This window comes from Streptococcus sp. A69 (assembly GCF_058556195.1).
In genome coordinates, this window is record NZ_JBZUJU010000001.1 from 201708 (window position 1) to 214653 (window position 12946).

Annotated in this window: 11 protein-coding genes; 3 read left to right on the forward strand and 8 right to left on the reverse strand. The window is 40.8% G+C overall.

Translation table 11 applies throughout. The annotated features are described in order from the left end of the window. Nucleotides 1–14 precede the first annotated feature (14 nt). Both mazE and AC4ME5_RS00990 read left to right on the forward strand, forming a co-directional pair. Nucleotides 15–230, forward strand: coding sequence for a type II toxin-antitoxin system PemI/MazE family antitoxin (gene mazE / locus AC4ME5_RS00985; RefSeq protein ID WP_061588176.1), 216 nt, complete (start codon nt 15–17; stop codon nt 228–230). Beyond that, nucleotides 214–570 (forward strand): type II toxin-antitoxin system PemK/MazF family toxin, encoded by a 357-nt coding sequence (locus AC4ME5_RS00990; RefSeq protein WP_042902272.1) that lies wholly within the window; start codon nt 214–216, stop codon nt 568–570. The genes mazE and AC4ME5_RS00990 overlap by 17 nt, the downstream gene beginning before the upstream one ends. 32 nt (nt 571–602) lie before the next feature. On the opposite strand, the gene AC4ME5_RS00995 is transcribed toward AC4ME5_RS00990, so the two are convergent. The 5 genes from AC4ME5_RS00995 to AC4ME5_RS01015 all read right to left on the reverse strand — a co-directional run bounded on the left by AC4ME5_RS00995 (nt 603) and on the right by AC4ME5_RS01015 (nt 9950). Then, nucleotides 603–1781, reverse strand: coding sequence for a hypothetical protein (locus AC4ME5_RS00995; protein ID WP_491799380.1), 1179 nt, complete (start codon nt 1779–1781; stop codon nt 603–605). Between the two features lie 169 nt (nt 1782–1950). Beyond that, nucleotides 1951–5604: a helicase-exonuclease AddAB subunit AddA gene (addA, locus tag AC4ME5_RS01000; protein WP_491799381.1), complete on the reverse strand. Its 3654-nt coding sequence runs from the start codon at nt 5602–5604 to the stop codon at nt 1951–1953. Next, nucleotides 5601–8876: an ATP-dependent nuclease subunit B gene (rexB, locus tag AC4ME5_RS01005; RefSeq protein ID WP_485679623.1), complete on the reverse strand. Its 3276-nt coding sequence runs from the start codon at nt 8874–8876 to the stop codon at nt 5601–5603. The genes addA and rexB overlap by 4 nt, the downstream gene beginning before the upstream one ends. 128 nt (nt 8877–9004) lie before the next feature. Continuing rightward, nucleotides 9005–9676 carry a CPBP family intramembrane glutamic endopeptidase gene (locus AC4ME5_RS01010; protein ID WP_007521929.1) on the reverse strand — a complete coding sequence of 224 codons (672 nt, stop codon included), beginning with the start codon at nt 9674–9676 and terminating at the stop codon, nt 9005–9007. A 52-nt stretch (nt 9677–9728) separates the two neighbouring features. After that, the gene (locus tag AC4ME5_RS01015; protein WP_007521927.1) at nt 9729–9950 is read right to left on the reverse strand and encodes a hypothetical protein; all 222 of its coding nucleotides are present in this window, start codon (nt 9948–9950) and stop codon (nt 9729–9731) included. 253 nt (nt 9951–10203) lie between these two features. On the opposite strand from AC4ME5_RS01015, the gene AC4ME5_RS01020 reads away from it, so the two are divergent. Next, entirely contained in the window at nt 10204–11013 is an 810-nt protein-coding gene (locus AC4ME5_RS01020) for a Cof-type HAD-IIB family hydrolase (protein ID WP_007521925.1), read from the forward strand. Nucleotides 11014–11057: 44 nt separating this feature from the next. Here the strand turns inward: AC4ME5_RS01020 and AC4ME5_RS01025 are convergent, their stop codons facing one another. The 3 genes from AC4ME5_RS01025 to AC4ME5_RS01035 all read right to left on the reverse strand — a co-directional run bounded on the left by AC4ME5_RS01025 (nt 11058) and on the right by AC4ME5_RS01035 (nt 12940). Then, nucleotides 11058–11795: a TraX family protein gene (locus tag AC4ME5_RS01025; protein ID WP_007521923.1), complete on the reverse strand. Its 738-nt coding sequence runs from the start codon at nt 11793–11795 to the stop codon at nt 11058–11060. 139 nt (nt 11796–11934) lie between these two features. Further along, nucleotides 11935–12081 carry a hypothetical protein gene (locus tag AC4ME5_RS01030; protein ID WP_007521921.1) on the reverse strand — a complete coding sequence of 49 codons (147 nt, stop codon included), beginning with the start codon at nt 12079–12081 and terminating at the stop codon, nt 11935–11937. Between the two features lie 142 nt (nt 12082–12223). Continuing rightward, complete coding sequence (locus AC4ME5_RS01035) at nt 12224–12940, reverse strand: acyl-CoA thioester hydrolase/BAAT C-terminal domain-containing protein (RefSeq protein WP_491799383.1); 717 nt, start codon at nt 12938–12940, stop codon at nt 12224–12226. Nucleotides 12941–12946 lie beyond the last annotated feature (6 nt).

Sequence of the window (12946 nt, forward strand, 5' to 3'; positions counted from 1 at the left end):
ATGGAGGTAGAGCGATGAATACAGTAAAGACTCGGAAGGTGGGGAATTCTCTCACTGTGACCATTCCTAAAAATTTGGGTATGACAGAAGGACAAGAAATGGTTGTCTACAAAGGGATTGACGGAGTCATTGTCTTAGCTCCAAAACTGAAAGATCCTTTTAATGGGATTACTGATTTGAGAATGACAAATGATTTTGAAGAGGTAAGGTCACTTGATAGCGAAATCTGAGTATATTCCTGAAAAGCAGGATATCATTTGGCTGGACTTTGATCCATCAGTCGGTCGAGAAATCCAGAAACGGAGACCTGCCTTGGTCGTTTCTAGGAGAGAATATGCCTTGCAAACTGGTTTTGTGGCTGTCTGTCCTATCACTCACGGCCAACAACGATTGGCAGAAAAAGGCTTGCTCGTTCCTGTCTCGTCGGATAAGGTAGATGGCGCTGTCAATCCATTTCAACTTTATACCTTTGATTTTCGGATGCGTAATGCTCAAAAAATAACAAGAATGGACACACAATGTTTTCAGAAAGTGGTTCAACTGTATCAATATATCTTTGGAGATACTTAAATCCTACCATGTATAGACAAGGTAGGATTTTTCTATATGACTAATCTTTCTAAAAATGGTTGAAGGCAGTTTGTCAAAATCCCTCTAATCCAGCTTTTTTGTACAGATGATAGATGTCCTGCCTGAAGGCATTCTTTTAGAAAATTGCGGACTTGTTCTGGTGCAATTTCAAACTCAAATGCTTTCATCTTGTAGAAAAAATCAATGAGATGCTCAGATAAGTTTTCATCTGAAAAGGCTACTTCTCCACTTTTTCGAAATTCTAATAAGAGTCGAGCAAATCTGGCTTTTTCATCAGGCAAATCCCGAAAATAGGAATTAAGAAGCCAAGTCTGCTTCTGCTTTCGTTCAATAGGATCTTGATTTGCAATTCGCTGATCCTTTTCCAACTCCTTTTGGTTTTGTTTAGCCTTGATAGCCCGTTCGTCTCTATTCTTACCAAAGAGGATTTTTTCCCATTTTCGTTCTTCTTGGGTCAAGGTTTCTGTAAAGCCAAAATAATCTTGATAGGCTCGTTCTGCAGGTCCCATAGCAAGAATGAGGTTGTCAGCGTATTGCTTGGCGATTTTATCTCTTTTCTTGCGTTCTTTCTCTGCTTGAATTCGTAAATGCTGCTCGTAGTCGATTTTCTCCTTACCTAGTTTGACAAGGTAGAGTTGGTCATCGGTCTTACCAAGTAGAAAAGGTTTGATACACTTTTCCAGCACTTCTTCCATACGAGCCTTCTTCTTTGGCTCTGCCTTGGTCCAACTTCCGCCTTGAAAGACCTCTAGGAAGAGCTGATAGTCTCTCTCAGGCGAGAATTGATTGCCACGATTGGCTTTGAAAACACCTTTCTCCCAAAACCATTTTAGAAGTCGCTCGTCAAAATCGCTTTTATTGACCTTGATTTTTTCCTTTTTCTGAGCCTTTCTGGTTAGGTTTTCAACTTTTCTGAGTAGTTTTTCTTCCTCTTCCAGTTGCTGGTCTAAAGTCAGTCGATGAAAATGACGAACACAGTCACTGCCGATTGGAAAGAGGCGTTGGCCTGTGACACCATTAAAGAGTTCGTAGGCGTATTTGATAGCATTACCGCAGACGCAATTACTACGGCCAATGCCATTAAAAATCAAGGAAACTTCATTCCATTCCTTGGTTGCCTGATCCCAAGTATCGGCTTTTGAAGCTTGTAAAACTGCATCGTGTAGGGATTTTCTAACTGGAAGTGGCATGAGGTCTCCTTTCTAATACTCAATGAAAATCAAAGAACAAACTAGGAAGCTAGCCGCAGGCTGCTCAAAACACAGTTTTGAGGTTGTAGATAAGACTGACGAAGTCAGTGAGCATATCTACGGCAAGGTGAAGCTGACGTGGTTTGAAGAGATTTTCGAAGAGTATAAATTATACTTTTACAACTTGAACCTCATCTTTGCCGAGCAAAATCAAGTATTTTTCTATGTTTTCAATCGAATAGGCTCTAGATAAAGCCTCTCCGTATAAGGCTAACTGACCACGATAGCGGTCTATGAGTTGACTTGGTTGATCGTAACGGTCTGTTTTGTAGTCGAAAAGAACGATGCGATCCTCATAAAGCAGATAGCCATCCAAGATTCCACGGACAACGAAGTCTTCCTGACTCTTTTGATCTTTTTTGAGCATGGAGAAAGGTTGCTCGCGGTAAAGATGGCTGGTATTAGCGAGAATTTCCTGACCAAGTGCTGTATCAAAGAATGCTAGGATTTTAGAAAGATTGATCTTGTCTCTAGCAGCTGGACTAGCTTGAACTTGTTTGAGAGTTTCTGTTAGACTAGCAAGTGTTGGTTGCTGACTAAGATCAATTCTTTGCATGAGTTCGTGGATTGCACTACCAATCTCAGCTCCAGTTACCTTTTCTTTAGTTGAAAAATCAGGTAAATTGAAGCTGATTTGCTTCTCTGGTGATTTGGTTTGGTTAGTAATTTCTACCCCTTCCATATCCATAACGGGTTCGTAGAATTTCTTGATTTGGCTTGGGGTTTGAACACTTGGTAGTTCAATAGCTGCGCGGTGAAAAGTATTATAAACTTCCACCTCTTTCAGCATTTCCAAAGCCTCTTTGATGGTTTCTGACTGGCGGTTGTCTGCTTGAGAGCTATCTTGGAGAGGGCTCTTGTTTTCCAACTCTCCGATAGCTTCTCTGGTCAGCTGGTCTTCACCAATAAAACGATAGCTAAAGTTGAGATTGTCCTTGGCAAATACTTTGCCGATAGCCCAGATCCAATCTTGGAAATTTCTTGCTTGTAGTCTGGTATTGCTATCTAATTTTCCGTTTTCAGTTGCTGGGTATTCCTTTGCTTCCAGCTTTTCACGAGAACCCTTACCGACAAGATATAGCTTTTTCTCAGCTCTCGTCATGGCAACATACAGCAGACGCATTTGCTCTGAATAGCTAGCCAATTGCAGTTCTTTCTCATTCTGCGTATAAGTTAGGCTAGGAATGGAGAGTTTGAGGGTTTTAGGATAGTGTGCTTCCACTGCTCCTGTTTCCACCTTGGCAATGTATTTGACACCAAGCCCATTCTGACGACTGAGAATAACATCTGACATTGAGTCTTGCTTATTGAAGTCCTGATCCATGTTGAGGATAAAGACATAAGGAAACTCCAGACCTTTGCTCTTGTGAATAGTCATGAGTTCCACAGCATCCTTTGGCGGGGCGACAGCTACGCTTGCAAGATCATGCTGGGCTTCTAGGACTTGGTCAATCATACGTATAAAACGCGACAAGCCTTTGAAATTACTCTTTTCAAACTGGTCAGCTCGCAGAGCTAGGGCGTAGAGATTGGCCTGTCTGGCAGGACCATTTGCTAAAGCCCCAACATAGTCATGGTAAAAACGGTCGTTGTAAATCTTCCAAATCAAGTCATAGAGAGAGTGGGTTTTGGCATACAAGCGCCAAGAATCCAAGATATCAATGAACTGATTTAATTTTTCAGCTAGAGCTGTATGAATTAAATCTTTCTTGCTAGCTACTTGTTTTTGAGCATTGATCAGTTTCTCAAAAAGATTCTCTTGGACTTTATCTTCTGCTTTCTGAAGGGACAAGCGTGCCAACTCGTCCTCATCAAAGCTAAACATAGGAGACTTCATCAGGGCAACCAAGGCATAGTCTTGCAGGGGATTGTGAATGACACGCAGGGTGTCTAGCATGACTTGTACTTCTAGGGATTGGAGATAATTGTTTTGCTCACCGTCGGTTTTAACTGGAATTCCGTACTCAGACAGGGCAAGTAGAATCTGGTCATTACGACTCCGACTGGAAGTCAAAAGGGCAATTTCTTTGAAGGCAACACCTTTTTCTTGATGGAGCTTCAGGATTTCCTTGATGACCAGGCGCATTTCACCTGTTAGTTTCGTTTCTGCTTGGCTCTCTTCTTCCTCTTGCTCACTATCGTCCTTGTCGTATAAGAGAAATTCTGCCTTGTTGTCTGGATTAGGAGTCAGTTTGGTATTGGCAAAAACAAGCTGGTGCATGCTATCATAGTTGATTTCGCCGACCTCTTGGTCCATAAGGCGTCCAAAAACATCATTGGTTGCAGACAGCACTTCTGAACTGCTACGGAAATTTTCCTTTAGGAGAATTAACTTGCCCTCTTTAGGATTTTGCGCATAGCGTTGGAATTTCTCATTGAAAATCTGCGGGTCTGCCTGACGGAAACGGTAGATAGATTGCTTGATATCTCCCACCATAAAACGATTGTGGCCATTCGACAGCAATTCCAGCATTCGTTCTTGAATATGGTTGGTATCCTGATACTCATCGACCATGACTTCGTGGAATCGTTCCTGATAAGCCTCGCGGACTTGTGGGAAATTTTCTAAAATTTCAATGGTATAATGGCTGATATCAGCGAATTCAAAGGCGTTTTCCTGGCGTTTACGTTCACGATAAGCCTCCACAAAATCACTCATAAAGTTTTGGAAGGTTTTAGCTAGATCCCAGGTATCTTCATGATATCGCTCTTGATAGTCGAGAATGGTTATCTGGTCTGACAGTTGTCCTAGTTTAGCAAACTGGATCTTTCTCTCATCGTTATAGGCATCAGCCAGTGGTTTCAAATCGGCCTTACGACTAGAATTAGCCAGAGCTCGACCATTTTTCTCTTTCGAGATGGCAACAACACGCGCAAGCACTGCTTGATAAGCCTGACTATCGGACTCTTGATTTAAGGAGCTAATTTCATCCAGAACCAGCTGCACATTTTCTAAATAGGTAGCTTTTGGAAACTCCTTGGCATCATTATCCAGATGACAACGGAAAAAGCTTTCCAAATCCCAGAGCGCCTGTTTGATTTGCTCGATTTGTTTGTCTTTCTCATTTGCAAAGTCAGCTTCTTCAAACCCTTTGAGGAAAGAGTTACTCAACCATTTTTGTGGACTGCTGGTGGATTGAAGAAAGTCATAGATTTTGTAGACTTGCTGGCGCAGACCTCGTTCATCCTTGCCTCTCCCAGCAAAATTCTTCACCAAACGACTAAATTTCTCTTTATTTTCGTCTTGGTAATGCTCTTCAAACACCTGATGAAAAACTTCGTTTTTTAAGATTAACTGTTCACTTTCATTTTGCAGAATACGGAAGTTCGGTGCGATATCAATCAGATAGCCATGCTTGCCAAGGAATTTTTGCGTGAAAGAGTCCATGGTTCCGATGGCAGCGTTTGGCAGGTCTGCCAACTGACGTCCCAAGTGTTGTTTGAGATCAACATCATCGGTTTCTTGGATTTGTTGGCTGATTTTTTTCTCCAAACGTTCTTTGAGTTCGGTCGCAGCCTTGACGGTAAAGGTTGAAATAAAGAGTTGGCTGATTTCCACGCCACGTGCTAATTGGTCCAGAATGCGCTCGGCCATAACAAAGGTTTTCCCTGAACCAGCAGACGCTGAAACAAGGATATTTTGCCCTGCTGTATAAATGGCTTCGATTTGCTCGGCCGTTTTCTTCTGTTCCTTGCTCGAATTCGCTTCTGCTTCTTGCAATTTTTGAATTTCTTCCTCAGTTAAAAAGGAAATGGGCTTCATCGATTCAACTCCTCTCTCATTTTTTCAAACCAAGCTTGCTTGAGTTTTTCTCCGACCAGACGTTTGCCATCCGCTAGGTCTAACTTTTCTAGGAAACGAGCTTGACCCAAATGGTAATTGGCTTCAAATCCTGTAATTGCCTGATGTTGCTGGACGTATGGGGCAATACTTCTTCCGTTCTCTGTGTATGGATTGATGGCGAACTGGCCTTCTAAAATCCTCTCAGCTGCTTTCTTGTAAAGATGAGCATTGTAGTCTAGCAAGAGATGAAACTCCTCATCAGTCAGCTGGTTGGCCTTATTTTTATTGTAAAACTCACCCAAATGACTGCTTTCTTTTTCTAAAAAGAGCCCTTGGTATTTCATTGACTTGCTGGCTTCTGCTACTGCTCCTGCCAGACTTTTAACAGCTAATAAAGATTGGACAGGCTCAGCCATTTCCAAGTACATGGCACCGAAAAAGTTCTGCTCCCCTTCTCTTTTTAGGGCAGCAAGATAGGTGGGCAGTTGGGAATTAAGCCCATTAAAGAAATTCGGAAACTGGAACTGAGTCAGACTAGACTTGTAGTCTACCACTCCTAACGCTCCATCAGCTTTCAGGCGGTCAATGCGGTCAACCTTGCCTCGCACATGGACACTCCGACCATTATCCAATTGAATAAAGGCCTGATCTTTACCACCAAATGTTGCCTCCTCTTGAATGGTTTCGATAGCTGGATTATGCCGAAGGATGTGGCCCGTAGTTCGCGCAACATCAAGAAGAACTTCCTTGGTAAATTGGGCTTCCAAACTTTCCTGATAAATAGCCTCAAATTCGCGTTCTTGGCTGGTTTCTTGAATAGCTTGTTCCAAACGCTGATCAAACGGATTTTCAGTAGGCAGTTTCAAAGCCCGTTCAAAAATACGATGCAAAAAATTCCCGTGACTGCGAGCATCTGGGCGCAGGCGTAATTCTTCCTGCAAACCAAGGACATAACGGAGGAAATAACTGTATTCATTGCGGTAAAACTCCGTCAAACCAGAGGTAGACAGGTAAAACTCTTTGTCAGCAGGGTAGAGAGCCTGCAAGGTCTCTTTCTCTAATGGCTTGCTACTTGGACTAGTTGGGAGGGCTGGATTCACAAGCCCTTTTTGATCTAGTTTTTTCCCCATCACACGAGCCAAAACCTTGACAAAGGTCAAATCTTGCTCTCTATCACTCGTCTCGCCCTGCTGGTGATAGGCAACTAAGCTAGACAAGAGACTGTGATAAGAACCCATATCTTCCTTAGACAGACCTTTGTGATGAATCTTCTTCTCTGTCCGATTAAATCCAAAACTCATCAATTCCTGAAGATAGGCCGATTCTTTACTCTCATTTTCATTGAGGAGACTTGGTGCTGACAACACCAACTGTTTGCGAGCAGCATTGACTAAAGAAAGCATAGTATAGCGATTTTTCTTGAGATTTTCGCTACTTGCAATCAGTAATTGTGCTCCCTCTTCAGTAACTTGGTTTAGGCTTTGTCTTTCTTCATCTGTCAATAGACTGGTGTTTTGCGCAATTTTTGGTAAATGATCCTGAGTCAGCCCAATAGCGTAGACAAAGTCAGCTGTCAGTGGTGCAATCAAATCGTAACTCTGCACCAGAACAGTGTCCACTGTCGCTGGAATAGTGCGATACTGAGATAAACTCATACCTGAGTGGAGCAAGGCTAGGAAGTCCTCCAGACTAACTTGTGAACCATCAAAAACTGTCACAAATTGTTCTAAAACATGACAAAAGGCTTTCCAAACTTCAGCTTGTCTTTCCTGTTCTAGGACTTCCATAGTGGATGTTAAACCTTGCATCTGCTTGCTTAAAGCAGCGTTTTTTAGAAAAGCACTCCACTTTTGCAAAAGATTTTCAGCCTTCTGTTTCCGACTGGCAAATAAGGTTTCAAGAGGAGCCAAAACTCGCAAACGAATAGCATTCAAGCGTTCCAAATCAAATTTTCCATGGTGGGATTTGGTGAAGATTTGCTGAAAGGCTGGCAAGCCATTGATACCAAGATAGCGGAGGTATTGCTCAAAAGCATCAATATCTGCCTGACTAAGATCGGTATACAAGCCAGTTCTGAGAAGATTAATCAAATCCTCCTGACGGAAACGGTAGCGTTTCAAACGCAAAATAGACTCCACATACTGGGTCAAGGGATGATGAGCCATGGATTCGCTTCTACCAAGATAGAATGGAATCTGGTACTGGTCAAAAATGGTCTTTAAGGACAACTGATAAGAAGGCACATCTCCTAACAGAATGCGAAAATGCTTGTAACTCAAGTCTGGTTTGTCATGTAATTTTTGACGGATGCTGCGAGCTACCAACTCCAACTCTTCCTTTTGTGTTAAGCAAGACCAGATTTGCAGATTCTCACGGTCATTCTCATCAACATCCAAAGTGAGTTCTGAAAAGTCGTAAGAAGACTCCAGCAAACGAGAGGCCTTGTCAAAACTATCCATATTCTCATGAGTCTGAGAACGGTCTTGAGCAGGCGTTTGGTATTTAGCAGCTAAATGATGGAGAAATTCTACACTGGCTTGGTAGAGATTGCCTTCAGCGAACGGACTGGTATAGGCCTTCTTACTTGCATAAGCACCAATGACAATCTCAACACCTTTACGATGGAGCAGATCCACCACATGCTCTTCCTCGGCGGAAAAACGAGTAAAACCGTCGATAACCAAAGCCAGCTGACTAAAATCACTACTTACCTTATCATTCTCAATAGCCTCAATCAAATGGGATAACTGACTTCCCTGAGCCAACTGGCTTTGATTGAGATAGGCAGTCACTTTTTCAAAAATCAAGAGTAAATCTTCTCTCTTGTCCTCATCGGTCAAACTTTCCAAGTCCAAAAAGCTCATCTGAGCAGTCGTCATCTCGTGATAAAGTTCAATCAACTGCTGGATAAATTGAGGGTCTTGTTTAATAGCACCATAAACTCGTAACTCTTTGGGATCAAGTTCAGCAAGGCATTTATAAAAGGCCATCCCAAGGCCGATGTCATCAAGACTGGTCTTTGTAGGCAAGTCATTTAAAACCAGGTAACGAGCCATTTGGGCAAAGCGCGTGACGGTAATAGCAAAAGAAGCCTGCTGGGACAAGCATTCCAGCACGGCGCGTTCCTTTTCAAAAGAAAGAGAGTTGGGAGCAATGTAGAAAACTCGCTTACCAGCAGCAACCAGCTCTTCCGCCTCTCTGGTTAGGATTTCAGTCAAAGAAGTCCGAATATCAGTATAAAGTAATTTCATCTCTGCCTCGTTGGAATTTTTCATTACCTTTTATTATACCATTTTTTGACTGCTAATCCTATAAATAGAGAGTTCTTAAAACTTCTGAAGAAAAAATGCCGGAAAGTTCCGGCATTGAATGATAAGCACTAACTTGCTGAAAATAGATTTATCCATAAGTACCAAAATGCTGTAATGTTAACCATGAAATGGAGCAAAATGGGATAATAGAGAGAGTGAGTTTTTCGGTAGAGTAATGCTAAAATCGCTCCTCCACTTGCATAGGTGAAAAAGGCGAGTGGTGTTAAACCTGAACTGACATGCACATAGCCAAAGGCGCAGGCCGATAGTAAAACATCTCCATACCAAGGTGAATCTTTCAAAAAAGTATTCATAAGAACTCCCCGATAAACCATTTCTTCTGCAATTGGTCCTAGTAGACAAGTAAGAATCAAAAAATATAGTAACTCTTGTCGACCTGTCATCTCAATCAATTCATTTAAAGCGATTTGATTGGACGTTGCTGGGGTTAAAAAAGAAAACACAGAATCTGAAAGATAATTGACTCCATAAGCAAGAAGCAAATAAACTGGATATCTCCATTTCCATTTCAACTCCAGCATTTTTTTACCTTCGAACACTAGTAAATAAAGTACTGTTAGAAGAGTTACGCTGAGCTCTAAAAAAGCAAGAAGTAAGAAATATTCTCGACTAGCAGGTACAAATCTAGCTGCAAAGTGATTAAAAATCCACCGAAACCAAGTTGATTTGTAAAAAATTAAGGATAATGCTAGTAAAATTTGAATAATTCGTTTTTTCATACTATGCCTCAGCTTTCTCCCCTTGTTTCTTCATATTACTAATAAATTTTACTTAAAATCTCGCAGCACTTCCTTTGCAAAGATGATTGCCTCCGCCAATATATCCTAAATCATAAGTGCCACTGGGACAAAATCCATGAACTGGCATAGTCAATACCGACGCCATTTGCCAACCGTAATAACCATTAGCCTCTTTACCATATCGATTTGCTCCACCTTGTATCATCTCTAATTCTTCATTTGTTAGATTTATATTTTTTTTCATTAAAACCATGATGTATTCCTCCACTATTGTTCAGATTAGTTGAGTAATCTGCTACTCATACCGACTTATAAAAAACTATTTTAAGTTAGTTTTTTTAATATTTGTCTAGTTGCAACTTTGACAACTTTAGTATAGCATATCTTTACAAAATATCCTCTTCAAATCTTGAATTGTCATCCAAACGTCCTAAATTGACATAGTAATCCTTATTTCCCTCAAAATATGCTATAATAAAAGCAAAACACCTAGAAAAGGAAGTCTTATGATTAAACTACTAGCCTTGGATATGGACGGAACCCTCCTCAATGAAGCCAAGGAAATCCCGCAAGCCCACATCACTGCCATTCACCAAGCCATTGAAAATGGTGTCAAACTGGTTCTCTGTACAGGTCGCCCGCTTTTCGGTGTCCTCCCCTACTATAAACAACTAGGACTTGACCTACAGAACGAGTACGTCATTGTCAATAATGGTTGCTCAACCCATCAGACCAGTGACTGGAGTCTAGTTGACTGGCAAGAACTCAGTCCATCAGACATTGAATACCTCTATGACTTAGCAGAAAAAAGCGACGTCCAGTTGACTCTTTTTGATGAGAAGCATTATTTTGTCCTCGGTGGCAAGCCTAATCAAATCGTTCAAAATGATGCCAAGCTAGTCTTTTCAGACCTGACTGAAATCTCCCTTGAGGAAGCCACTAGTGGCAAATATCGGATGTTCCAAGGTATGTTTTTAGGAACAAAAGAACAAACAGACGATTTTGAGCAGCGGTTCGCTGAGGAACTCTGCCAACAATTTAGCGGAGTTCGTTCGCAGCCTGTCATTTATGAAGCCATGCCACTTGGAACAACAAAGGCTACTGCTCTTTCTCGACTAGCAGCGATTTTGAAGATCGATCCCTCAGAGATTATGGCCATGGGCGATGCCAATAACGATATCGAAATGCTTCAGTTTGCAGGACTGGGCATTGCTATGGGAAATGCCAGTGACCATGTCAAATCCCTTGCTAATGACGTTACAGCCAGCAATGAAGAAGAAGGCGTTGCGCGTGCGATTGAGAAGTATATTTTATAAAAAGAAAAGCAAATAGACAGTTAATACTGCTATTTGCTTTTTTGCTACTTAACCAAATAAGCAATCAAAGTTATGATCCATAAATGAGCTGGGTAGAAAATATAAAAGAAATACTTATTCCATATAGTTTGTTCGCCACGTTCCCCATTATACAAGGCCATAAAAGGAAAGACGGTGACAAAGAGCCAGTCAGAATTGAAAAGCATCATTTCCAGTGTTTGGTGCCAAGTGTCGTAAATTTGGATGGAAGTCATTAACAAGAAGGCCCACAGAAAGGCATAGAGGAGATTTCGCAATCCCTTGCGATTCCGACAAGAGTAACTAATCAAGAGAAAAGGAAGCATAGTGATACCACCTTCAGTAAAAAGACAACCGAAAATCAAGAGACCTGCAACTCCAATCCGACGCCACAACTTCTCCTTCTTATCCAACTCTTTTCTAGGAAAGCCAATCCAAAGCATGGTGACACCGATTGCCAAAGTCAAGAAAATGTTATTATTAACCATTACTCCCTTGGAGGCAAACAGAGCATTAAGTACGCTATTTCCTGCGAACATGATAAGAGCCCAACTCCAGAGACGGATGAGATAGTCTTTCAGATTTCGAGTATGTATGAATCCTTCCATAGCCATATAGGCAAACCAAACTCCCACACAACGGGTCATAGCATGAAAGATACCTTCCCATAAGGGAGGTACTAGCCCAGTGATATGGGGAATATGGTCTAAAACCATTATAGCTGCCATCAGGTACTTCAACTGCGTTGCATTCCATTTTTTCATAATAAACCTCTTTCATTTTGATCTACATAGAGTATAGCATACATTTCCACACATAATCGTACACTCATCTTACATTTAAAAAGCCTATCTTACATTTTTGTAAGACAGACTTTTAGCAACTAATTTTTATAAAAGAATATCATTTGATTTTATGCTTATTCATTTTTTCTTGGAAAATATCTGTAATGATTTGGCGCAATTCTTCTCGTTCCTTCTCAGGAATCTCACCATTTCTTTTCGCAATAGCATAAAGTTCTGGATGTTCGATTGAAATGCGTTTAATCATACGTGTCGTAGCATGTTTTAAAAGAAGAAAAGCACAAAACGAACAAGTTCTCTTCTGAATGACAGAAAAAGAGCCTGCTCGTTTTTTGTTGAGTCTAAGTAGACTTTAATTCTATATTAATAATCACTATTCAATCACTATCTCAGAGAGAATGAGAGAGCCATTCATTAATCATACTAGCGATTTCTTTGGGGGCTTCAGTATAAAGCTCATGGCTAACGTTTTCTAGAAAAATAGTATCAAAATAGTCTAGTAATTCTTTTAGGGCTTCCTCTCTCCATGTAGCTTCATTAGAATTGCAAGGACTAATAAACAAGGTATCTCCCACTTCTATCTTAAACGCTTGTATCTTCCTCCGTAGGCGGAGTATCGCTTCTATATTTTCATAATTTATAGCTAACTCATATCTATTATACTCAAAATTCCAGTGATAGGACTGTCTTACGGCTTTCTCCATATTTTCTGACCAATGCTTTGCTTCAGATTTTTCTTTAGAAATAAGAACATCTAAGTCCGAAATAATTTGAGATTTGATATAGTTTTTAGTTTCCTCTAATTCCACATCTAAAGTTAAAATCTTATCTAAATCTAGATAGCCACCATCCAAAAGAATCAGTTTCTTCACTTCTTCAAATTCCGATGCAAGATAACGAGCTAAATCTCCTCCAAGAGAATGACCTATCAGACAGATAGATTCTCCCTCTACAATCTCATTTTTGAACCATGATTTCAATTCTGTTTCATCTCGAAGATGCGTTTCATATGGATTGAGAAAATAGACCTGCGAATCTAGTTCTAGAAGAAAATCCTTGCTATGATAGACATTGCTTCCCAAACCGCCAATAAAATATATTTTCATTCTCTA

What these genes read in the sequence shown, in the direction of transcription:
- mazE (WP_061588176.1), top strand. Translation starts at nt 15, where the DNA reads ATGAATACAGTAAAGACTCGGAAGGTGGGGAATTCTCTCACTGTGACC.
- AC4ME5_RS00995 (WP_491799380.1), bottom strand. Translation starts at nt 1,781, where the DNA reads ATGCCACTTCCAGTTAGAAAATCCCTACACGATGCAGTTTTACAAGCT.
- addA (WP_491799381.1), bottom strand. Translation starts at nt 5,604, where the DNA reads ATGAAGCCCATTTCCTTTTTAACTGAGGAAGAAATTCAAAAATTGCAA.
- rexB (WP_485679623.1), bottom strand. Translation starts at nt 8,876, where the DNA reads ATGAAATTACTTTATACTGATATTCGGACTTCTTTGACTGAAATCCTA.
- AC4ME5_RS01010 (WP_007521929.1), bottom strand. Translation starts at nt 9,676, where the DNA reads ATGAAAAAACGAATTATTCAAATTTTACTAGCATTATCCTTAATTTTT.
- AC4ME5_RS01015 (WP_007521927.1), bottom strand. Translation starts at nt 9,950, where the DNA reads ATGGTTTTAATGAAAAAAAATATAAATCTAACAAATGAAGAATTAGAG.
- AC4ME5_RS01020 (WP_007521925.1), top strand. Translation starts at nt 10,204, where the DNA reads ATGATTAAACTACTAGCCTTGGATATGGACGGAACCCTCCTCAATGAA.
- AC4ME5_RS01025 (WP_007521923.1), bottom strand. Translation starts at nt 11,795, where the DNA reads ATGAAAAAATGGAATGCAACGCAGTTGAAGTACCTGATGGCAGCTATA.
- AC4ME5_RS01030 (WP_007521921.1), bottom strand. Translation starts at nt 12,081, where the DNA reads ATGATTAAACGCATTTCAATCGAACATCCAGAACTTTATGCTATTGCG.
- AC4ME5_RS01035 (WP_491799383.1), bottom strand. Translation starts at nt 12,940, where the DNA reads ATGAAAATATATTTTATTGGCGGTTTGGGAAGCAATGTCTATCATAGC.